Source organism: uncultured Psychrobacter sp. (genome assembly GCF_947488565.1).
Taxonomy (GTDB): Bacteria; Pseudomonadota; Gammaproteobacteria; order Pseudomonadales; family Moraxellaceae; genus Psychrobacter; species Psychrobacter saeujeotis.
Genome location: NZ_CANKZC010000001.1, coordinates 239,469 through 263,704 on the forward strand (window position 1 = coordinate 239,469; position 24,236 = coordinate 263,704).

A 24,236-nucleotide genomic window follows, 5' to 3' on the forward strand; every position below is an offset into this window, starting at 1 on the left:
CTATTGCTCTATATACCCAACTTTATACATATTAGCATAACGACACATACAACTTCTTTTCGCTTTGATGGTCAAATATATTGTTCTAAGCTCAATAATTTGCTAATATATCCGGCTTTACATGTCATAGCTATTTAATTATTCCAGATGGCTTTGACGCTACCGATGATTTATCAATATTAGAAAGTCTAATATTGGACATCGATATCATGTTTGACGAGACGGCTGCTCGTCACCGATGATTGTTAAACTCATTATTCCAATCAACATTCATATTTTTATCTGTCTTTCATAAAGGAGATACGCGTGGCTAACACTGCACAAGCTCGTAAACGCGCCCGTCAAAACACTAAACGTCGCCAAAACTCAGCGTCACAACGCTCTATGGTTCGTACTTATTTAAAGCGTGTTGATGCGGCAATCGAATCTAAAGATTATGATGCAGCTACCGAAGCTTACAAAAAAGCGGTACCTGTTCTTGATCGTATGGCTGACAAAGGCATTATTCATAAGAATAAATCTGCCCGTCGTAAGAGCCGTCTGAACAAAGCTATCAAAGCTCTTCAAGCTTAAGATTAGTAGCTTTAATAAGGGTTCATAAAAAAACCTTGTCCTAGTGGCAAGGTTTTTTTATATCTATTCAAAATCTCATATTTAATGCTGTCCCTCGTAGTTTTAACCTTGCGCCGCTTTAATACTACGTCCATCTCACTTTCGGCGGTAACAATAGCTTACTAGGATGAAAACCAGCAGCACGGTAGCTATCTATTAACGTATTGATTGGGCGAACATAAACCTCACCGCGCCAAACAAAATACGCATTAGCCTGCTCAAATGGCTTATCATCAAACCATAAAAACACGCCTTCCATCATTTTGGGCCAGTCGTTCCAATCAATCTCAATCACATCGAACATGATCGCTAAAAAAGCAGATAGTAACGTATCATGACTCACTGCCAACATTAAATGTCCATGCTGTGGCTGGTTTTGATAAAAAAGTGATAAAATATCGAGTCCACCTTGATAGGCATTTTTTGTACCTTCAAGGTTACCTTGCAAAAAACGATTGATAAAATTGAGCACACCAATCTCTTTAAAGACCGCATTCGCAATTTCAGGCTCAGTCACCAAGCTACCTGGCTCAACCAATAACGATTGATGCGCTATCGGTCTTTGTAATCCTGCACCTTCTTGCATTAGCTGCGCGGTATCAATACAACGTCCAATAGGGCTTGAGATGCTATCTACGTCGAGAGAATATGGTAGATGACCAGCTAACCAGCGTCCCCAAGACTTTGCTAATACGCGTCCTTTAGGTGTAAGTGGCAGCTGGTAGCTGGCAAAACCGTTACCATCGGAGCGCTCACGCAAAGAGTGTCTAGTAAACAAGATCAAGCGCTTATTCTCGGGTAACAAGTTAACCGAAGAAATCATACTATCAGGCAAATGCGCCGGGGCAGGCGCGCTCATCTTAAGAGGCTTTTGAGCATTGGACTGCTCAGAACGTGATGATTCAGAAAATTTACTCATAGCAGCTAGCGTAGCAGATTATTGGATACTAGTGAACGAAATATGAGCAGACCAACAATAAAAATGTCAGTAACAAAGTATAACGATAGGTAAGTCTTATAGAGACTACAACACCAAATGCTCATGGCTTACAGTCCGCATTATGTAGGCTGTATCGCATAATTCACATCATTTAAGGTATGCTAGCCAATATCGATAACTCTATCCCACGCAAATTCAATCTCAGTGCTACTAACTTCGTTAGGATAGGCACGAGGATTGACAATCACGCGGGTATTACCAATACGGTAATCGAACGCTTCATGGGTATGACCGTGTACCCATAGGGTTGGTGCCCAATCCTTATGCATCCAGCTGGATAAATCACTCACAAAAGCTGCGTTACTGGGCAGCGTAGCATACTTCTCAGAGACCGATAAGGCGCTAATACTATGATGAGTCATCACGATTGTTTTTTTACCTAACTGCTGCGCCTCAATCAACGCCTGCTTTAACCATTGGCGCTGTTGAATATGTAGCTCAATCGACACTTCAGGAGAAAATAGTCCATCACCTGCATATATCTGCTTATAATCACGCATAAAACGTTTAGCAACCACCATCGTATCTTCATTGGCTTGATACTGATAATCTGTCCACAACGTACACCCCAAAATACGTACCTCACCAATATCGAGATGCTGGCACTGTAAGACGCGAACGCCTAGCTGCGAATCGGTATTATAGTTATCCCAAGTGGCTAATTTTTTATCAAAATGCAATACATCTTCATTAAAGTACTCATGGTTACCTGCAATGGTAATAAGGGGCACTTGCAGACGTTCTGCCTGCTCCTGTAACCATGGCATACCATTATCGCTGTTGGCAGTATCCCCTGCTACTAATACCACGTCAGCGTCAGTTTTGGGAATATGACCGACGGGATGTGATTGACGTGCATAACTGTCAATATGTAAGTCACTTAGTATCTGTAATTTCATATTATCCATTGTTGTCTAATAACACCAGCTGTAGAAGCATCAAACAATGATCACAAGCATAAGTACTCTATTTGTGGTTTGCTTAGCACCGAGCAAGTTTGACACTGCCAATCATAGTTTCGCAACTGGTATACATATAAAGTTAAATAGTGTAGCACCTTTTTTGCTACCTACAAAAAGCAAAAATGCAGCTGTTTAAGCTGCACCTCTTATAACATTATAAGCATTAGATACTGTTGAGTATCATCTGCAATTTAGCAGCAGGGTTCGTAGCCTGTGTAATAGAACGTCCTATCACGAGATAATCAGCGCCATCATTCAACGCCTGCTTTGGCGTACAGATACGTTTTTGGTCATCAGCATTGTCTTCTGGTAAACGAATACCAGGCGTCACTAGCTTAAAATCTTGACCACACAGCGTCTTGAGGGTTTCAGCTTCTTGTGCTGAACAAACCACGCCATCCAGACCAGCTTGCTTAGTTAATTGTGCTAAACGACTAACTTGTACCTCTAAACCATCAGTAATACCTGTTTGCATCAATGCGTCATTATCCATAGAAGTCAACACAGTAACAGCAATTAGTAAGGTATCTAAGTCATTATCCAGTAAGCGCTGTTTAGCCAGAGACATAGCTTCAAAGCCCGCGCTAGCGTGAATGTTAACCATCCATATTCCAAGCTCAGCTGCCGCTAATACTGCTTGTGCGGTGGTGTTAGGAATATCATGAAACTTCAAATCTAAAAACACTTCAAATTGACGTTGATGAAGCGCTTTTATGATATCGGGCCCGCAGCGAGTAAACAGCTCCTTACCTACTTTTAAACGACACAGCGCTGGATCTAGCTGCTCAGCCAATGCTATTGATGCTTCCATCGTCATATTATCTAAAGCAATGATGACTGGAGAATTAATTGTATTATTCATGATGTTGCCATATCAATATTGAATTTATTAAGCGTCATATGTATAGGTAAACCATTGATTAACCATTACATAATTTAGTCTCGCTTTTGCTTAGTAAGCGTAGCACTCTCATCTACATTAACCGTGGCTTGGTCATGTACGTTGGTCGCTGTCGAACCATAAACAGCTTCTTCAACTGTCGGCGCATTCGCTTGACGATCGATAACGACGTTGGCCTGAGTTACTTGTTCTTGCAAATTAGCATTTAACTTTTGCAAACGCGATATTTCCCATTTATTCTGTAATACACGGAAAATTAATAATGCTAATAGCATACCAATCACAATACCGAGTATCAGACAAAGTATGAGTAGCAGTCCTAGATTCATCGTAGGAGCTTGTAAGAACAGCAGGTTGACGCCAATATCGGTATTGTTAGCTATCACCAAACCAAGCGCATAAGCAAAACTTAAAAATAATAAAACGAACAGTATAAAGCGCATGATATGTATACCTCGACAAAATGTGCGAAAACACCTGCTTCTTAATACCTAACAAAGGTAAAACAAGTAAATTAAATAATAAGTAGTCATGATAAATCATAAGTACCCATTACTTTATACTTGTTCTGTTAACCATCAACCTTTATGAGCTATGAGGCTACTTTGTCGTTGACTGCTTCACGCAATGCTTTGCCAGGTTTAAAATGAGGAATAGCTTTAGCAGGTACCGGTACGCTCTCTCCTGTCTTTGGATTACGGCCCATACGAGCACGTCGATGATGCAAGCAAAAGCTACCAAACCCTCGAACTTCAACTCGGCCATCATTAGCCAAAGTATCTACCATCAAGTTTAGTATTTCTCGCACAGCATCATCAACAACCATCTCAGTCATGGTGTCACAGCTCACACTTAAATTACTAATGAAGTCGGATTTATTAATTGCTTGTTGCATCGTTACAATTGCCTTCTTTAATTAATGAAAATATGACTGATAAATAAAGGCGATTTTTCGCTATGCATTATTTATACATCAATCATATCTAGGTTATCAATTGGTTATTATTACTACAAAGTATCGTCCAAAACTAATCGATCGTTTTTTATAGGAACAGCTACTTTAAAATTATAAAAATAATAACGCTCAAAAGTTAATGTATAATCAAACACTTGGCATGAGTTTACTTTTCTTTACTCAATGTAGCAAATGATAGCGGAATTCTACACAAATAGGAATCAAAGTTTGGATAAAACGTTGAAAAACTGTTTTTGTACTTATTAATTAAGCGCTATCATCATTTTTAATCATAAAAAAAGCGACCGAAGTCGCTTTTTTTATGATTAATATAGTTACAACTTAAAGCTTACTGCATTTGCTCTTTGATTAGATCACCAATTGTTTTTGGTTGAGCATCAGAACCAGCTGCTGGAGTAGCACTTGCACCACCGAGATCTTTAATCGCTTGACGCTCTTCAGCTTCGTCTTTTGCTTTGATAGACAAGCTGATATTACGAGTCTTACGATCTACACTAATGATCTTCGCTTCAACATCATCACCAACGCTTAAATGCTTAGTAGCATCTTCAACGCGATCACGTTGGATTTCAGAAGCACGTAGGTAAGCTTCTACTTCATCCGCAAGTTCAATAGTAGCACCTTTAGCATCTACTTCTTTTACTTTACCATTTACGATAGCACCGCGGTCATTACCAACCAAGTACTCGTTAAATGGATCTGAGCTCAACTGCTTCACACCTAGACTGATACGATTTGCTTCTGCATCTACAGACAATACCATTGCTTCAACGGTGTCACCTTTGTTGTAGTTACGGATAGCTTCTTCACCAGTCTCATTCCAAGAGATATCAGACAAGTGAACAAGACCATCAATACCACCGTCTAGACCGATAAAAATACCAAAGTCAGTGATTGATTTGATCGTACCAGTGATTTTATCACCGCGCTCATGCTTTTTATCAAACTCATCCCATGGGTTTGCTAGGGTTTGCTTGATACCTAAGCTGATACGACGACGTTCTTCATCAATATCAAGAATCATCACATCAATCTCATCGCCTACTTGAACGACTTTCGATGGATGGATATTTTTATTAGTGTGATCCATTTCTGATACGTGTACCAAACCTTCGATACCTTCAGAAATTTCAGCGAAGCAACCATAGTCAGTCAAGTTAGTTACGCGTGCTTTAACCACACTACCGACTGGGTAAGTGCCGCCCACGTTGTCCCAAGGATCAGTACCAAGTTGTTTTAGACCTAAGCTTACGCGGTTACGTTCACGATCAAACTTCAGTACTTTAACTTTTAAGTCTTGGCCAACTTCAACCACTTCAGATGGGTGCTTGATACGGCGCCATGCCATGTCAGTAATGTGTAGCAAGCCATCGATACCACCAAGATCAACGAATGCACCGTAATCAGTAAGGTTCTTTACGATACCTTCGATCTCAATACCTTCTTCAAGCTTGTTGAGTAGCTCTTCGCGCTCAGCTGAGTTTTCAGCTTCCATAACTGCACGGCGGCTAACCACAACGTTGTTACGCTTTTGATCAAGTTTGATGACTTTGAATTCTAGCTCTTTGCCTTCAAGATGCGTCGTGTCACGGATCGGACGTACATCTACCAATGAGCCTGGTAAGAACGCGCGTACTGAACCCACGTCTACAGTAAAACCACCTTTTACTTTACTAGAAATGATGCCTTTAACAATCTCATCGTTGTCATAGATTTTTTCAAGGACATTCCACGTCTCAACGCGTTTGGCTTTTTCGCGTGACAGTAAGGTTTGACCCATACCATTGTCAACTGCTTCAACCACAACATCGACACTATCGCCAACTTCAACTTCAAGTTCGCCTTCTTCGCTTAAAAACTCTTCACGAGCGACGATACCTTCAGATTTAAGACCAGTATCTACTGTGATCCAATCACTATCGATGGCCACAACAGCACCTGTAATAACTGAGCCACGCTCAATATCCAGACCCTGCTCTTCAATGCTCGCTTCAAATAGTTCAGCAAATGATTCCATTATGTCTACCTTTGTATAGCCGTATCCTGTCCAGCACAGTACGGATCAAATTTATGATTGCATAAAACGAGAATACTGGTTTTATATCTTATACAACCATATAAAAAAACGTTTGTTGTTAATAAGCTTCTTGCCGATTTTACTTATTAGCAACAACTGTCTTATATAAAAATCTTAATACTTTTTTAGTCGCTACTAACTTTAACTACTATAATTTTATACTAAATTCAATCATCGCAGGAAAGTTTTTGGTTCGTAATATGTTGTTTTTATTAACTATTAAAATAAATACCTTTATCTTGGCATTGTTTTTTGACTAATTCATAAACTGTATCAGCATCTAACATTGAGCTATCTAATACCAAAGCGTCTTCAGCAGGTTTTGACGGTGCTGTGGTTCGGTTTTCGTCACGTTCATCACGAGCTTTAATGGTATTCAGAATGGCTTCAAAATCTGCTGTTTGACCAGCTCTCAGCAATTGGGCTACGCGGCGCTCAGCTCGGGCTGTAGCACTCGCCGTCAAAAAAACCTTCACATCAGCATCGGGAAACACGACCGTTCCCATATCGCGACCATCGGCGACCAACCCTGAACGAGTAGCCATATTTTGTTGCAGTTCAAGCAATGCTTGACGAACTTTAGGAAATACCGCTATCTGAGAGGCATAACCTCCGATAGTTTCGTTACGGACTTGCTCACCGACGGCTTCACCATTGACCAAAATATCGACCCGCCCTGACTCATTATTGGGCACAAAAACAATATCTAAACTTTGAGTCAATTGCAGTAGTGCTTCTTCATCGATAGGTCGTTTGGCATCTGCACTAACCAATCCAGCCTCAAACGCTTTCAGTCCTACGATACGATATAACGCGCCTGAATCTAATAGCTGATAACCAAGACTCTGTGCTAATCGCCATGTAACCGTGCCCTTGCCTGCACCACTTGGCCCATCGATACAAATGACAGGATAACGCTTAAAACTCGTTGTACCACTATCCTCACTATTAAGTAAAGAGTCATCAGGTGTAGAGACGGTCATAACACTCACTTAATCACAGACATTATGGAGACGATGCTTCATATACTTACTTGATATTGAAGTTTATTTCTCAGGTGTTTAATAAGCCAATTAATTGGTTAGCAATCAAACAGGGCAATATTATAGCAAACAAACCACGTTATCACTAGTATCAAGACTTATATCTTATTCATTAACCATATTATTTACTAGATGCACTGTCTTTACGCTGCTTCATGCTTTTTCGACGTTCACGAAAAAAAGTCTTGAGCATCTGACTGCTATGTTCGCTACATAAACCTTTATGCACTTGGATACTATGATTATAAAAAGGCTGTACAGCCAAGTCCATTTGACTACCAACCATACCAGCGCGTGGCTCACTTGCAGCATATATCAGCCTATCGACTCGTGCGTGTATCAGAGCCCCAATACACATGGTACATGGCTCTAGAGTCACGTATAAAGTAGTCTTAACTGGTAAGCGATAGTTTTTCAAGCGCGTACAGGCATCTCTTAATGCGACAATTTCAGCATGCGCTGTCGCATCATGGCGTCCAATCGGCTCGTTAAACCCTTGACCAATAATTTGATTATCATGTACTAATATTGCGCCTACTGGCACTTCTCCGCACTCAACACCTTGACGAGCAAGCGTGAGAGCTTTTTGCATCCATTTAACATCTTGAGTTGACCAAAACGTATTCGTTGCAATTGGAAGAAAATTAAATTTGTCATCTGTTAATTGCTTATTCATAGAATAGACAGGCTGATACTCATCATATTGAAACATTGCCATTTACTGTGGTAGCTGCCAGTCAATTGGCGTTTTCCCATATTGCTTTAGATAGTCATTGGTTTTAGAAAACGGCTTGGAACCAAAAAATCCGCCACGATTTGCAGCAAGCGGGGATGGATGAACAGCGGTTAAGATAAGATGCTTGTCAGTATTGATATACTTACCTTTCTTCTGTGCTTTACTGCCCCACAATATAAATACTGTGTGCTCTGTCTGTTCATTCACTACATCAATAACAGCATCGGTAAACTGCTCCCAGCCTTTATTTTGATGGCTGTTTGGTTTACCTTCTCTAACCGTTAAAGAGCTATTTAATAATAGTACCCCTTGCTGTGCCCAATAGGTCAAATCACCATGTGCAGGGGGTTTGGTACCGATATCATCTGCCATCTCTTTAAGCAAATTGTTCAATGATGGAGGCTTTGGAATGGCTTTAGGTACAGAAAACGATAGGCCCATTGCCTGTCCTGGACGATGGTAAGGGTCCTGACCTAAAATCACGACTTTCACTTGTGACAACGGCGTTAAATTAAAGGCATTAAACATCAGTTGTGCTGGCGGATAAATACTGTCATTCGACTGGTAAGATTCTTTTAAAAAAGCCCGCAAGTTATCCATATTCTCAGAAGTTAATTCATCTGCTAATGCTGTTTTCCAATCTTCTGGCAGGCGTACATTGTCTAAAATCGCTTGTTTTTGTTCTGGGGTTTTTGTTGTCGGCTCATGGAACAGTTCCATAACAAGTCCTTTCTTATTTATTATTAATCAGCTTAAAAAGTATATAACCATGCTATAAAAAGCATCCTACTTATTATATTAGCAAAATGTTATGCCAAATTTGTTATAAAGTATAGCAATCGCATAATCGAACATCACAAAAAAAACGGCTACCGAAGTAACCGTCTTTTATATAAAGAAAGAATGTTGTTAGCTTGCTAATGACTCAGAGTCTGAATGTGGTTCATGGGTTTCAACCACAGTTAGAATAATACGGCTATCCGCTGAACCTTTATCAGTTTGCATACTAGTACTTGATATGGCCTCATCTTTATTCAACGAAACTTCGTTAGAAGTAGTGTCAGATTCCTCATCATGTTCCGGTTCTAGAGATATGTGTACCACTCCACCATTAACCAAATCACCAAATAAGATCATGTTTGCCAATGGCTTTTTGATCTCATCTTGTATTAGACGCTGCATAGGACGCGCACCCATTAAACGGTCATACCCTTTATCAGCAAGATAGTCACGTACCTCATCATCAATCTCTAAAGTGACTTGTTTGTCATCAAGCTGTACTTGCAGCTCTACTAAGAACTTATCAACAACTGAAATAACCACTTCTGTATCTAAAGGATTGAACTGAATGATCGCATCTAAACGATTACGGAACTCAGGCGTAAAGACTCGTTTTAGCGCCTCAGTATTGTCGCGACTGTGATCTTGTTGAGTAAAGCCCATAGATGAGCGACTGATACTATCTGCACCTACGTTGGTCGTCATAATAACAATAACTTGCTTAAAGCTAGCCACACGGCCGTTGTTGTCAGTTAGCGTACCGTGGTCCATGACTTGCAATAGTAAATTGAAAACATCAGGATGCGCTTTTTCAATCTCATCAAACAGCAATACACAGTGCGGATGCTGATTGATTTTTTCAGTAAGCAGACCGCCTTGGTCATAACCGACATAACCTGGCGGCGCCCCTATCAGACGTGAGGCTGTATGCGCCTCCATATACTCTGACATATCAAAGCGTACTAGCTCTACGCCCAGCAGGCTCGCTAACTGGCGCGATACTTCTGTTTTACCAACCCCTGTAGGACCTGCAAACATAAAGGAACCAATCGGTTTTTCTGGCGCTTTTAGTCCTGCTCGTGACAGCTTAATAGCATCAGCAAGTGTAGCGATCGCTTCATCCTGTCCAAATACTAAATGCTTGAGATCACGATCTAAATGCTCAAGGATACTCTTATCATCACTGGAGACTGATTTGGGTGGAATGCGTGCAAGCTTAGCAATAATGGCTTCAATATCAGCAACATCAATTTTTATCGATGGCTTTTGATTATTGATCGTTTGCAAATCATCTATCGCTTTCGACTCGTCATCAGCTTTAGCAGTGGCTACCTCAGCTTGCATCTCATTGTCGTTATCAGACTTACTGGTATCAATACCTTCATGGTCTTTTTGGTTAATATCTTTTTCTAAATCCGCAATCAGACCATCTTCTGCATTGATATCATTTGTATCGGGAATAATCCCTAAACGCTTATACGCGCCAGCTTCATCGATAACATCAATCGCTTTATCTGGTAAAAAACGCTCATGGATATGCTTAGAAGATAACTCTACAGCTGTCACTAATGCTTCATCAGTATATTCAACATTGTGAAACTCTTCATAACGTGGTTTAAGACCGCGTAAGATATCAATGCTATCTTCAACACTTGGCTCTTTTACATCAATTTTCTGGAAACGACGCGATAATGCATGATCTTTTTCGAATACTTGACGATACTCAGTAAAGGTGGTCGAACCGACACAACGTAACTCACCATTTGCAAGTGCTGGCTTGATTAAGTTTGACACATCCATATTACTACTCATTGATGAACCTGCACCAATAATCATATGAATCTCATCAATGAATAAAATCGCATTGGGTTTTTTCTTAAGCGCATCAAGTAATGACTTCATACGTTTTTCAAAATCACCGCGATACTTGGTACCTGCAATCAACGCACCAATATCTAGACTATAGATAACGCAGCCATTTAGCGGTTTTGGGGCTTTTTCGTTGATGATAAGCCAAGCCAAACCTTCAGCGATAGAGGTTTTACCAACGCCCGGCTCTCCAACTAACAATGGGTTATTTTTACGGCGACGACACAGTACTTGTGCAGTACGCTCAATCTCAGGGCCACGACCTATTAACGGATCGGTTTTGCCTTCTGCAGCACGCTGGTTTAGGTTACTTGCAAACTCTACTAATGGATCTTTGCTTGTTTTTTCTGAGGCGCTACGACGCTCGCCGCTAATAGAAGCACGCGGCTCAGACGGCTCATCCTTATCTTGTCCGTGCGAGAGATATTGAGTAAGCTCTAAGCGACTAATTCCTTGCTTTTTGAGCAAGTAGACTGCGTATGTATCATGCTCAGAAAACATTGAGACCAAAATGTCTGAACCTTCAACCAATCGACCACCACCGATAGATTGTACGTGAAAAATAGCCCGCTGCAAGATACGATCAAAGCTTTGAGTAGGCTGCGGTGATTGCTCCATGTCCACATCTATCGTTGGCGTATGCTTATCAATATAAGCTTCAAGCTCAGTACGCAGATTTGAGACATTGGCATTACAAGCGGTTAAAGTGTTAGCAGCATGAGTATTCTCAAGAAGCGCTAATAACAGATGTTCAACAGTGAGATACTCATGCGACTTTTGGCGCGCAAGCGTCATTGCTAAACGCAAAGAGACTTCAAGGTGACGACTTAACATAAGAAATTCCTACGGTTATACAACTCTTTATAATAATTTAATAGCTTAATTGGTAAATCAGGGCAGCAAAAAGATTGTTCAAGGTCAAAACACAGCAATTATTAAAGCGGAACAGCTATAGACGTATTCATCCTTGCTACTATTTAGCTTTATCACAACACGATCGTTATATATAGTCAATCTATTAACAGGTACTAAAATGTATCAAAGAGTATGGTGACTACGCATGATTAAATTCAAAAAATCTCTGTTGTCATATATAACCTACAGGTCATTTTAAATAAAAGCACGTTAAAAGTAGATTCTGACAAAAGATATGTCTAAACATAAGTCCTTATGTAACAACAAAAAGAGGGGAAAACCTTAATGTTTTAAAGAACCAAACTAATATATGAATGAATAAGAGATGATGACGATTGACGAAGAAAAGTGATGTACGTAAATGAATAGGTAATCTTTAGCGATAATATATATATGAGGTTAGCGTTGAATAAAATCAAGAGAGGGAGCAGTAAACTGAATAGGAAGATAGGCGCAATGTCGGCTAATAAGTAGCCTATGGGTGAATAGAACAGATTGCTCTATTCGCCTTGATGGGGTTCGATTTGAGTCAGTAATGGGTAGCCTTCACGATGGGCCAAACTATTCACTTTTTTAGCCTTAGTCTCAGCGATATCTTTAGGATAAATCCCAGCAATCCCCTTACTACTATTGTGAATAGTTAGCATAATTTCAACCGCTGAATCGATATTATGGCGAAACTCTGACTGCAAAATATATACAACGAACTCCATCGGCGTATAATTGTCGTTATACATAACCACAGCATACATGGGCGGCTTTGTTACTTCAGGCTCTGCAACCAATACATCTGCCTGTGGCGTTGTTTCACTTTCAGTATCATCATCTTGAGCACGATGACCAGCTGGCATATTGGGAAAATGCCAGTCGGATACTGTAGGTTTAGGATGCGCTACTATTTGTTTTATGGTCATAATAAGGATAATTTCAGTAAAAATTCAATAAAAAATACATTAATAACTTATTAAAAAGCATTAGTCGATACAAATTTTGCTTATAGCTTATGCAGATTAATGAAGCAGTAAGAAACCAGCCCATTTGCAGTATTTATGGCTCAATTGGGCTTTGATCAACCTCTGGTAAATCCATTAACGACAAAGGCATACTGTCTACCATATTACCAAGCTTCCAATCATATAGTTGTTCGATCTGTTCATCACCTGCTTCTAAACTGAGTTTGACCTGTAAAGGTTTAAACCCATTAGGCATCACAAATCGACCACGAATACGAACAATACCTTCAATAGCATAACGAGCGGGATCTAACGGTACGTCTACAAAGTTATCTTTGTCTTGTAGCGTCAACGTCACTTTTAAGCTTTTAGCAAGACCGTCTTCGCTAAGCATCCCTACATCAAAGCCGTATTCAAAAGCATTTTCAGGTAAAGGATCAATTTTAGCACCCAATACTTGTAGCGGCATGCCTCCTTGTTCAGCAATAACCTCTGCATATAAATCATTCAACTGCGAGGTTTGTCTATTGTCAACTTTTAAAGCTTGCTGCTTTTGACGCAGATCATCTAAATTTGCCAGACTAATAGTCAGCTCCTGCTTAGCTGTGGCTACCTGATTAGTCAGCACTTTATGACTGATACGTAAATCTTTGAGCTCGTTAGTAGCTTCTTTGCTATTAATCGTCGCCTGCTCAGTTTCTGTTTTTAGCGCATGATAACCACGTTGATAGCCGAGCTGATGCCCAAGCAATATAGCTATCGTTGCTGTTACCAGTATTGCTATCACAAACAATGCCAGCAGTAATGTCGATGCCCCTTGTTGACTGTTGCCAATACTTTGATTATGTTTTATACGATAATCCTTATTTAATGATGGCTGCAGCCACACATGGGTGACAGGCTGACGGTGTACAGATGCAGACGCATGACACGCTGATTGTGCTGACTGATAGCGCAAACGGGAGGCATTCTTAACACGCATCTAAATGATATCTCTTAACAGTAAAGGCGAAATATTATAACGGAATTTAAAGTCAATACCTAGCATAGCGCTGTAAGCGTAATGACTTAACAGTAAAGTTTCTGTGATAAGCCACCACTATATCCTATATAACATTTTTTTACCTAACAGGCTTTACGGTACAATTGGCGCTGCATTTAACCCTAACGTTTCATCAAATGCAAACATCACATTCATATTTTGTACTGCTTGTCCTGCTGCCCCTTTTACCAGATTGTCTTGTACTACCAGCACAGTTAACTCACCGCGTTCATTATCTTGATGTATCGCGATACGCAAACGGTTGCTAGCACGCACACTACGCGTATCAGGGTAGACACCATGAGGCAACACATCAATGAATGCTTCACCTGCATAGCTGTCTTCAAACTCCTGCTGCCAGTCGATACCAGCACCCGCCTCTGTAAGTGCCATGTGAATAGAGCTAAACATGCCGCGAATCATAGGTACTAAATGCGGTAAAAAACGTACCTGTTGTGAAAATTGACTGACTAACAACTGTTCAATACCTTGTTCAATCTCAGGTAAATGACGATGGCCTCCAATACCGTAAGCCTTAAAGTTATCTGTCGTTTCAGCATAATTAAGCGCAAGGCTTGCTTGACGGCCTGCGCCAGACACGCCAGACTTGGCATCAATAACGATACGCGACTCAATCAAACGTACTGCTTGTTTGTTCTGCATTTCAATAATTGGCTTTAATCCTAAAATAGCCGTAGTCGGATAACAACCAGGGTTACCTACAATAAAAGCCTCTGCAAGTTTGTCACGATTTAGCTCAGGAAGTCCATATACTGCTGTCTTTAATAGCTCAGGACAGCTATGCGTCTGCTGATACCAATGTTCAAAATCTGCCAACGACTGTAAGCGAAAATCGGCCGCCAAATCGATTACCTTCACGCCTGCTTGAGTCAATGCTGCGGCTTGCTTCATAGCGACTCCGTGCGGCGTAGCAAAAAACACCACATCGCATTTTTGTAAAGCATATAGCGTCTCATCGCCCAAATCACTAAACACTAAGTCTGATATGCCACGTAAGCTTGGGAATATCTCATCAGCGCGCGTTCCAGCTTCACTTCTTGAAGTTAATAAATCAATAGACACCTTAGGATGTGCTGATAACAAGCGGATAAGCTCAATACCTGTATAACCTGTACCACCGACAATAGCTGCTGAAATCATAAGGTGTCCTTTTATTTAATAATCATTAAATGCACTACACATCTTTGCGAAATATACTGTTTATTGGTACTGAAATTTAATCAATACACGCGTTAATTACTATCTAAATACGCTTAAATCTGATAATCATGCACAGCATCGATAAACACTTTGGCACGATCTGGGTTGACCCACTGAGTAATACCATGACCAAGGTTTGCTATGTAGCCTGTTTTGTCTCCACTAGCATAAGCACCATCTAGCATCATTTTGACTTCTGCCTGAATGGTCTCGGGCGAACCATATAGAGTAGCTGGATCCAAGTTACCTTGAATTGCCTTACTACCTTGTAGCTTTTTATGCTTTTTAGTAAGATGACGCTGGCTTTCAGTCAAAACTTGACGTGCACGATCGAGCGGCATGGTCCAATCCAACCCTAAGGCATCAGCCTCACTGTCCGCTTGAATATCTAGCCAAAGACCACCCCCCTTGGTAAATAAGACCACTGGAATCTCCGGATGGCGTATTTTTAGCTCTGCTACGATACGCTTGTTATATTGATGAGAAAAGTCTATAAACTGACGATGACCAAGCGCTCCGCCCCAACTATCAAATATCTGTAGAATTTGCGCTCCAGCTACGACTTGCGCATCTAAATAGTCAATCACAGACATCGCTAACTTGTCTAATAACTGATGTAAAAATTCAGGATTACTGTATAAAAACCCTTTTGTATAGCGATAATCTTTTGAGCTACCACCTTCAATCATATAAGTAGCAAGTGTCCATGGGCTACCAGAAAAACCAAATAATGGCACTTGTCCGTTCAACGCTTTACGGATGCTTGTCACCGCACGCATAACATAGTCAAGAGAATCGTTGACATCAAGCTTTGGCAATCTATCAAGATCTGCCTGATTACGAATAGGATGTTTAAACTTAGGTCCTTCTCCAGTCTCAAAATACAAGCCTAAACCCATCGCATCTGGAATGGTTAGAATATCACTAAACAAGATAGCTGCGTCCAAATCATAGCGGCGCAGCGGTTGTAAAGTGACTTCCGTCGCTCGATCAGTGTCTCTGCACAAGCTCATGAAATCTCCAGCTTCTGCACGCGTTGACTTATACTCTGGTAAATAACGTCCAGCTTGGCGCATCATCCAGACAGGTGTGGTATCAATCGGCTCAAAACGTAATGCGCGTATTAGCCTATCATTTTTTAAAGGAGCAAATTCTGGCTGGGCTGTATTCGTGTTATTTGAGGCACTCATGTATAAGTCTCCAAAAGAGTACAATACTCATATTGTAATTATCATTGTGAAAATAAAAAATTAGGAAGCGTCTATCTGTTGATAAATAATAAATAGTCGCGTTTTAATTAAAACGTGCGTATGAATCAAAACATACATATAGTGAATGCCATAAAGATGAAATCTATTATGGCATTCGTTTTGAGCTTGAAAAATATAGTGATACTTGTTGCTACTTATGTAAGTAATCTTAACCAATGGTCAGTATTATTTATAGACTGGCTATGTATCTATTAACTATACTACCTAAGCTTGTCATTTTTAGCAGATATCATCACATAGACAATGCTAAGTTATCACGATGCACCATAACCACGCGTTCTTCTTTGTTGCCAAGGATTCTATCAAATTGTTCAGTACGCTCTCGAGCTACTCGGCGCGCATCGTTAGAAGAGAAGTTCATCTGCCCTACCGCTAAACGCTCACCTGTATCTTGATGAACAATTTCTACGACATCTCCTTCATCAAAATCACCGCGCACTTCTACCACCCCAACTGGTAACAAACTCCTGTTGTGCTCTACTAGTGCTTTAGCGGCGCCTGCATCAACGATCAAAGTACCTGACATACGTAAATGCGCGGCCAACCATTGTTTACGTGCAATAATTTTATCAGCATCGTTGGTGGTTAATAGCGTACCGACAGCTTCACCAGATACCACACGAGTAATGACGTTATCAATAGCACCGCTGACGATTACAGTTGGACAACCGCCCATTGCTGCAAGGCGACCAGCACGAATCTTAGTTAGCATACCGCCACGACCAAGCTTACCACCGTCACCTGCAATGTCAAAAAGATAGTCAGCCATCGCGCGCTCTTGGCGTATCATTTGAGCATCAGGGTTGTCTCGTGGGTTGTCAGTAAACACCCCATCTTGATCCGTCAAGATAATATATAAATCTGCATTGATCATAGCCGCTGACATTGCACCCAATGTGTCATTATCACCAAACTTAATCTCATCAATCGTAATGGTATCGTTTTCATTAATAACTGGGAGCACATTCCACTCTAATAGCTGCGTCAGTGCACCAGTGGTATTCAAATAACGACTACGATTAGACAAATCATCGTGAGTTAATAATAGCTGAGAGCTTTGTATTCCGTGTTGAATCAATGCTGACCACCACGTTTCAATCAAACCCATCTGACCAATAGAGGCACAAGCCTGCAATGCTGCAAGCTTTTTTGGCCGCTCATCAAGGTTCATTCGCACCACGCCTTCGGCAACTGCGCCTGACGATACCAATAGTACTTCAACGCCCTGCTTGTGCAATTTAGCAATCTGTTTGGCCCACTCATAAATAGCAGTTCGATCCAGCCCTCGCCCATTATTGGTTAATAACGATGAGCCAATCTTGACAACAACGCGCTGAATATCAAAATTACGATTTTGTTTGATAAACCTTGCCTCTTCGGTCGTTTGGTCTATGTCACCTGCCATAAAAACTCCTGTAAATTGTGGGGGTTGATTTAAAAATAATAATAGATGATCTATTTTGTTGTATAAAGACCTCATATAGTCTCATACACGACAACATCAAATTTGTATAAACGTTAGCAGAGAATATCAGCAAACACTACCGTTATCTTCTGCTAATACATTCTAAGAGGTATAGACCACTTCTACACCGTCATCGTCATCGTCATCCAAGTCATCATCATCTACAAGATTGGTACCTTCACGCTCAGCTTTACGAGCCGCACGATACGCTTCACGCTGCGCCTCTGTATTTAAACGCACCTCCTCTTCTAAACGCTCAAAACGCTCTTTTTGTGCATCAGCAAAAATAGGATCTTCTATTTCGCGCTCACGCTCGCGCTCAATTTCGTTCATTAAATGATATTTAACAGCATCAACACCTTCGCCTGTCAAAGTGGATGTGCGAAACACAATACCTGTCCAGCCAAGCTCTGCTACGATATGCGTACATAACTCATTTAAGTCTTCTTCAACCACTTGATCAATTTTATTTAACACTAAAATTTGAGGCAAATTGGCCAATTCAGGTGAAAAGCGCTCCAGCTCGTTTAGGATAACTCGAGCATTCTCTACTGGATCGCTACCATCAACTGGCTTTACATCAACCAAGTGTAGTAGACGACGCGTACGAGCAACATGCTTTAAAAAGCGAATGCCGAGCCCAGCACCTTCAGACGCACCTTCAATTAGACCAGGAATATCAGCCATCACAAATGAGCGGTGACGACCAATGTCTACCACACCCAAATTAGGAACCAGTGTCGTAAATGGATAGTCAGCAACTTTAGGTTTAGCAGCAGAGACTTGACGAATAAAAGTAGATTTACCAGCATTAGGCAATCCCACCAGACCGACATCAGCCACTACTTTTAGCTCAAACTTCAGTACCTTTAACTCACCTTCAAAGCCTGAGGTAGCTTTACGCGGCGCTTGATTGGTAGAGCTTTTAAAGTGCGTATTGCCAAGCCCTCCGTCGCCACCTTTAGCAACCAATATTTTTTGGTCAATCTCAACCAAGTCGCCTAGTACCTCGTCTGTCTCAGTATCAATGATAGTCGTACCAATAGGTACTGGCAAAAACACATCGTCAGAGCCTTTACCCGAACAGTTTTTACTATGACCGTTCTCACCGCGCTTGGCGTCATAGCGACGCGTATAACGATAGTCGACTAGCGTATTTGTGTTATCATCGGCGATAACGTAAACATCACCACCGCTACCGCCATCACCGCCATCCGGACCACCGCGTGGTACGTACTTTTCTCGGCGAAAACTGGCGATTCCATTACCACCGTCACCTGCTTTTACCGTTACGACGGCTTCATCAATAAATCGCATCTTACGTTCCTTACTTTCTAGATTACAGTCATTGGCTGATTTTATATTGGTACTTAAAGATATCTATATACTTAATTAGTCTACTAATCATCTACTTGTTAATCTATCTATCATTCAGTCACTAAATTGACTGGTATAAGTTGACTACTCATAAAATATACCTACCACAAAGCAAGCATGCTCTATAGTCAAATTAGATACCAATTAGTAGCGCTCTTATTATCTAGTAGCGCTCTTATTATCATATAATAGAAATACGAAAAGTTTTTTATCACTTTTACGATCATTATACCAGTAGAACCGTTGTGGATGTTATCAAACAACAACACCCGATAACCAAACGGAATATCGGGTGTTGTTCTACACTGTAAGCCTGTTAGGCTGCTTGAGCTGTACTCATAAGCGATAACAATCAAAGTAGCTTAACAAAAGCTTACCCTCGTACCTCACATATACAGATGTTATGCAGGAATCTGAGTATAGCTAATACCGCCCATTTGAGTTGCCAAGCGTAGTACTTGCGTGCTATAGCCTACTTCGTTGTCGTACCAGATGTAGACAGTTGCATGATTGTCAGTAACGATAGTGGCTTGCGCATCAACAATACCAACGTGCTTAGTACCAACAAAATCTGTTGATACAGCTTCTGTCGAATCGGTATAAGAAATTTGTGATTGCCAAGTATTACTGTTAGCCATCTTACGCAAAAACTCATTTAACGCGTCTGCACCTTGTGGCGCTTGTTTTAAATTTAAGTTCAAAATCGCCAAACTGACATTAGGAGTAGGTACACGAATAGCATTACCTGTCAGTTTACCGCCAAGCTCTGGTAGTGCTTTGCCAACCGCTTTAGCCGCGCCAGTGCTAGTAATCACCATGTTTAGTACTGCACTGCGACCACGACGATCAGACTTATGATAGTTATCAATTAAGTTTTGATCATTAGTAAACGAATGAATCGTTTCAACATGACCGTTTTCGATACCATATTCATCGTTTAATACTTTCAATGTTGGCGTAATGGCATTGGTCGTGCAACTTGCAGCACTAACGATGGTGTCTTCACCAACAGTATCGTTATTAACACCATAAACGACGTTTTTGATATCTCCGCCAGCGGGCGCAGTCAATAACACTTTATTGACGCCTTGAGATTGTAGGTGTTTACCTAGGCCTGCTTCATCTTTCCATATACCTGTATTATCAATGACTAACGCATCATCGATACCGTAGGCTGTGTAATCAATCTCACTTGGATCGTTGGCATAAATCACTTGTACAAAACGACCATTGATAACCATACCATTGTTATCGTCATCAACGCTTACGCCGCCCGTAAAGCTACCATGAATGGAGTCACGCTCAAGCAATGACGCACGCTTGGCAAGATCCCCTGCAGCAGCCGGACGTACTACGATAGCTTTTAACTGCAAACCCTTTTTGCTAGATGCTTGTGATAATAATAGACGCGTTAAAATTCGTCCAATACGTCCAAAGCCATACAACACAACGTCAGTAGTACCGTTTTGTGCAGATTTATCGTCACCAGCCTCTTGTAAAGCCGCTTGCAAATCAGTGTCATTGGCGATTAATTGACCAACATCAACACGTGCTGATTGAATGTCGCTACTAGAAGCCAATGCTTTAACCATCTCTAAAGTATCAGCAATAGCAATAGGCTTACCATCTTGCTCACGAATAGCTGCTTTTTGATGCAACGCCAGTACTTGACCGACTGAAGTTGTATCAAGTGTCTCACCGAACAAAGTAACTTGTACATCTCTTTCGTTATAGAGTTTGTTTAACAGTCCAATTAACTCAATAGCTTGTTGTTCTTGATCGTTGTAACTACTTAGACGATCTTGATGTAATTGGCGTAAGGTATTAGCTTGGCTCACGAGAAACATCCTTATGGTCAGTAAAATGTGTTTGTAAAATATAGAAAGCTATGTAAGTACTAAAAACTTATAAACTGAGAGAGACGCTACGTTAGTAAAATTGATACATACTTATTAATCATTATATTATGTAGTAGGTTTATAAGCCCTTTGGTCGTACTTATCATAGGTTTTAATTGGGGTACATTTTAGCTCAAAATGCCTGATTTTGCTAGTGATAACCGTTATTACTAACGTTTGATATCAATCATGTATTGTTTTTGACAGAAACTATGTTCACAACATAGCAAAAAGGCAACTTATTAGGTCACCTTTTTATTTATCTACCAAACTGAGTCAATAGTCACTATTAAGTTCGCTACAAACAGACAAAAGACTACTGATCACTTAATCAATTTTTATTTAATATTAAGGGACCAGATTTACGGTCTGATTACGATGATCCGTTAATGTGAAAGCTTTTAGATCATAACCCTGTTGTTGAGCAATTTGACGATATTTTGCATAAGCTTCTTGTGAAATATTTGGTGAACGAGCCAGCAGCCACAAATATTCTTTATCTGGGGTACCAACCAAAGCCGTTTTATAATTGGGATCATGTGCCAATACCCAGTAATCGGCACGCCCAACAGGTAACCAGCGAATCCATGACGGTAAAAAAGTAACCTTAAGCTTACTACCTGTATCATCTGCAGGCTTTGCAAGCCCTTCTGCAGTAACCGATTCACCATCTTCATCAATACACTGGTTCAATACCGTGATACCAGTATCTTTTGCATTAGGAGTATAGGTAGCAGTCACATCGCTGGCACAGTTGCGCTGAAAATACATTGGTAAACGACCAATCTCATACCATGTTCCACTATATTTTGTTAAATCAAGACTATCTACTGTAGTTGGTTCAGTAGCTGACTGATGAATAATAGAAGAAGGTGTAATATCTATAGTATTGTTGGTTGCTGTCTTTGCATCTACTTTACCAGTACTGACGCTAGTAACATCATGTGAAGCAGGCATTTCCGGCGGCGTTGCAGCATAGGCTGAAAACGCAGCTAGCGGTACAATGATCGCTAGCGCTATTCCAGTGTGTTTAATCAGACTATTCATAAATATACGCTCCGGCACTTCGTCATTTAAGCCCGTAGAAGTAAGATCGTTATTTATTGATTTCTCACTGCCTGAAAGCAAATGTATAGACTTATTATAGTTGGCATCATTGCTAGCATTACTATAATTATTCGCTGTATTTACATCATCTATTAAACGCTTGTTAACCAATTGATGATTTTGCCCAGACTGAGAACCGGCTGCCTGTATATCAGAATATTCTGACGTAGGTAACTTGTTGGTTTTCATAAAAATACCATTATTTTTTGAATTAATAGTGCGGTTTATTAGTCGATATGAATATGGTTATAGTAAGGCGTATAATTAGTCGCCTACTCCATATTTTTATCTCACATAATTTTTAACTGTAATATTAAAGATATAATGGAAATCAGAACAGTGTAGCATTGTAGGGAAAAGCAACCGTTTGTAAATAATATTGTCTTTGTTAGTAATACTAAATACATAGTAACTGGTATGTAAAAGATTTAATGAAAAAAGATAATAGACTATGGTAAAGAAAACGATGCTATTTTTCATTCATAAGCTTAAAGAAACTGCCGGATACCAGCTATACTCGTGGCGCCATACTGCGTCGCTTGAGTAAATAAATTGGGTGATAATCCACCTAAACCAATGACAGGCATGTCTGCAAGTGCTGCTAGATCTGACCATGTTTCCCAGCCTAAAGCCTTAGCATCAGGATGCGTTTGAGTGGCCAGTACAGGGGATAAAAAAATACCGATGACTGGTGACTCTTGTCGCTCTAAACGACTATTGGCAAGTTTATTGGCTGCATAAATACTATCAGCATCATGACAACTTACTATTAATGGATGATGTAAAGATTGCAATTGAGCAGCATTATTTTTAACTTCATCAACCCACTGTAGTAACGATGTCTGTGTTAGATGATGCGCTATAATTTGATGACTAGATGCTGGGTGATGGTTTGAATAATGTTCGTTGATGTCATCGGGCATAATGACTTTAATATCTGGTCGCTGACCCATCAGCTGCTTTGCAACGTTCTTTGAGCCTATATCTTGGACTCGAATATATACCCAAGCATCTGACGCTATGTGAGCTTGATGATATTGTAACCATGCTGTCGCTGCGTCAGGGTATGTGCTGAAATGTGATAAAGGATAGGTAATTGCTATTTTTGAAGGCAAGCGTAGCCACTCAAGAATCGTTTTGTTAGCAGCTGGCAAATTGTAGCTTCCTGCTAATAGCTCAGATTTATTTACCCATGCTAGCATCTGTCCTTCTAAACCATAGTCTTGATGTTTATATACGTCATACTGATGAGACGTCAGCTCGACACGATAGACTTGTAAACTTACTTTTTTATCGCCGTAATCATGGTGCAATCGCCCAAGCTTAACGATCGTATTATAATGAATGACAATGCCCGTTTCTTCAGCAACTTCCCGTATCAGTGCTTGATTTGCAGTTTCATGAGCCTCTATCTTGCCGCCTATAAATTCATAGCGATTGCCTTGATGTTGAGACTTATCTCGAAATCCAAGCAAATATTTATCTTTATAGTAAATAACAGCAACAGCGACGTTAATCGTGACAGTTATATCGTTGCCTAGTTGTTTGGTCGATGCATTTGACATAGCTCTCTCCTTAATCTTTCCTCTTATAAAGCTTTTCGTCCAAAGTTTGGTCAAGTTTCTTAGAATTAAGCCTAAAATTTTTTCAAAAATAATGTTAGTAATAATTGAATTAGATATATTTACACAATAACTGTATTTTATTTTATCAATTGGCTTGCAAAACACTTAAATGTAAATGATAATTATTATCGTTAGAAACCACTATTACTTTAACCGTTATTTAATCAAAAGGAATTCACTATGAGTATGGTCATTTCTCGCTACTTAAACTGCCGTGAAAATCGTTTGCCTACTTTACAATCGCAGCACTTGTTTGCTTTAACCAAGGAAGTCCGTATTGAGCATGAAGGCGAAGAGTATCGCTTGCGTTTGACTCGTAACAATCGCTTAATTTTGACCAAATAACCTAATTGCACCAATAAAAAACGCCTCTATCGAAAGGCGTTTTTTATTGGAAGATAATCAG

General features: G+C 40.3%; 21 protein-coding genes. 2 read left to right on the forward strand and 19 right to left on the reverse strand.

What is annotated here, in order from left to right; all coding sequences use genetic code 11:
- Window positions 1–306: 306 nt before the first annotated feature.
- On the forward strand, window positions 307–573 hold the full coding sequence (gene rpsT, locus Q0890_RS00895; RefSeq protein WP_058369082.1) for a 30S ribosomal protein S20: 267 nt from the start codon (window positions 307–309) through the stop codon (window positions 571–573).
- Between the two features lie 124 nt (window positions 574–697).
- Here rpsT and Q0890_RS00900 read toward each other — a convergent pair whose 3' ends face one another.
- The 19 genes from Q0890_RS00900 to Q0890_RS00990 form a co-directional block, all read right to left on the reverse strand.
- Window positions 698–1,531 carry a histidine phosphatase family protein gene (locus Q0890_RS00900; RefSeq protein ID WP_299216294.1) on the reverse strand — a complete coding sequence of 278 codons (834 nt, stop codon included), beginning with the start codon at window positions 1,529–1,531 and terminating at the stop codon, window positions 698–700.
- Between the two features lie 182 nt (window positions 1,532–1,713).
- Window positions 1,714–2,511, reverse strand: coding sequence for a metallophosphoesterase (locus Q0890_RS00905; protein WP_299216297.1), 798 nt, complete (start codon window positions 2,509–2,511; stop codon window positions 1,714–1,716).
- Between the two features lie 226 nt (window positions 2,512–2,737).
- A complete protein-coding gene (gene pyrF, locus Q0890_RS00910; RefSeq protein WP_299216300.1) occupies window positions 2,738–3,436 on the reverse strand; it encodes an orotidine-5'-phosphate decarboxylase in 699 nt (232 codons plus the stop codon).
- A 74-nt stretch (window positions 3,437–3,510) separates the two neighbouring features.
- Window positions 3,511–3,918: a lipopolysaccharide assembly protein LapA domain-containing protein gene (locus Q0890_RS00915; protein WP_299216303.1), complete on the reverse strand. Its 408-nt coding sequence runs from the start codon at window positions 3,916–3,918 to the stop codon at window positions 3,511–3,513.
- A gap of 149 nt (window positions 3,919–4,067) precedes the next feature.
- A complete protein-coding gene (locus Q0890_RS00920) occupies window positions 4,068–4,370 on the reverse strand; it encodes an integration host factor subunit beta (RefSeq protein WP_068036291.1) in 303 nt (100 codons plus the stop codon).
- Window positions 4,371–4,779: 409 nt separating this feature from the next.
- Window positions 4,780–6,468 (reverse strand): 30S ribosomal protein S1, encoded by a 1,689-nt coding sequence (gene rpsA, locus Q0890_RS00925; RefSeq protein WP_299216306.1) that lies wholly within the window; start codon window positions 6,466–6,468, stop codon window positions 4,780–4,782.
- A 272-nt stretch (window positions 6,469–6,740) separates the two neighbouring features.
- Window positions 6,741–7,511, reverse strand: coding sequence for a (d)CMP kinase (cmk, locus tag Q0890_RS00930; protein WP_299216309.1), 771 nt, complete (start codon window positions 7,509–7,511; stop codon window positions 6,741–6,743).
- 181 nt (window positions 7,512–7,692) lie between these two features.
- Window positions 7,693–8,247: a tRNA adenosine(34) deaminase TadA gene (tadA, locus tag Q0890_RS00935; RefSeq protein ID WP_299217970.1), complete on the reverse strand. Its 555-nt coding sequence runs from the start codon at window positions 8,245–8,247 to the stop codon at window positions 7,693–7,695.
- 42 nt (window positions 8,248–8,289) lie between these two features.
- Window positions 8,290–9,027, reverse strand: a complete 738-nt coding sequence (locus Q0890_RS00940; protein WP_299216312.1) for a uracil-DNA glycosylase — start codon at window positions 9,025–9,027, stop codon at window positions 8,290–8,292.
- Between the two features lie 189 nt (window positions 9,028–9,216).
- On the reverse strand, window positions 9,217–11,790 hold the full coding sequence (locus Q0890_RS00945) for an AAA family ATPase (protein ID WP_299216315.1): 2,574 nt from the start codon (window positions 11,788–11,790) through the stop codon (window positions 9,217–9,219).
- Between the two features lie 581 nt (window positions 11,791–12,371).
- Window positions 12,372–12,785: an ATP-dependent Clp protease adaptor ClpS gene (locus Q0890_RS00950; RefSeq protein WP_299216318.1), complete on the reverse strand. Its 414-nt coding sequence runs from the start codon at window positions 12,783–12,785 to the stop codon at window positions 12,372–12,374.
- A gap of 133 nt (window positions 12,786–12,918) precedes the next feature.
- Window positions 12,919–13,806, reverse strand: a complete 888-nt coding sequence (locus tag Q0890_RS00955; protein ID WP_299216321.1) for a hypothetical protein — start codon at window positions 13,804–13,806, stop codon at window positions 12,919–12,921.
- A gap of 153 nt (window positions 13,807–13,959) precedes the next feature.
- Window positions 13,960–15,027, reverse strand: coding sequence for an N-acetyl-gamma-glutamyl-phosphate reductase (gene argC / locus Q0890_RS00960; protein ID WP_299216324.1), 1,068 nt, complete (start codon window positions 15,025–15,027; stop codon window positions 13,960–13,962).
- Between the two features lie 113 nt (window positions 15,028–15,140).
- Window positions 15,141–16,277 (reverse strand): uroporphyrinogen decarboxylase, encoded by a 1,137-nt coding sequence (gene hemE, locus Q0890_RS00965; RefSeq protein WP_299216327.1) that lies wholly within the window; start codon window positions 16,275–16,277, stop codon window positions 15,141–15,143.
- A gap of 313 nt (window positions 16,278–16,590) precedes the next feature.
- A complete protein-coding gene (proB, locus tag Q0890_RS00970) occupies window positions 16,591–17,763 on the reverse strand; it encodes a glutamate 5-kinase (protein WP_299216330.1) in 1,173 nt (390 codons plus the stop codon).
- Between the two features lie 162 nt (window positions 17,764–17,925).
- A complete protein-coding gene (gene cgtA, locus Q0890_RS00975; RefSeq protein WP_299216333.1) occupies window positions 17,926–19,140 on the reverse strand; it encodes an Obg family GTPase CgtA in 1,215 nt (404 codons plus the stop codon).
- 461 nt (window positions 19,141–19,601) lie between these two features.
- Complete coding sequence (locus tag Q0890_RS00980; protein ID WP_299216336.1) at window positions 19,602–21,047, reverse strand: glyceraldehyde-3-phosphate dehydrogenase; 1,446 nt, start codon at window positions 21,045–21,047, stop codon at window positions 19,602–19,604.
- 399 nt (window positions 21,048–21,446) lie between these two features.
- Window positions 21,447–22,394 (reverse strand): lipocalin family protein, encoded by a 948-nt coding sequence (locus Q0890_RS00985; protein ID WP_299216339.1) that lies wholly within the window; start codon window positions 22,392–22,394, stop codon window positions 21,447–21,449.
- A gap of 299 nt (window positions 22,395–22,693) precedes the next feature.
- Entirely contained in the window at window positions 22,694–23,770 is a 1,077-nt protein-coding gene (locus Q0890_RS00990; RefSeq protein WP_299216342.1) for an NUDIX domain-containing protein, read from the reverse strand.
- A gap of 240 nt (window positions 23,771–24,010) precedes the next feature.
- On the opposite strand from Q0890_RS00990, the gene hemP reads away from it, so the two are divergent.
- Window positions 24,011–24,175, forward strand: coding sequence for a hemin uptake protein HemP (gene hemP, locus Q0890_RS00995; RefSeq protein ID WP_010200173.1), 165 nt, complete (start codon window positions 24,011–24,013; stop codon window positions 24,173–24,175).
- Window positions 24,176–24,236 lie beyond the last annotated feature (61 nt).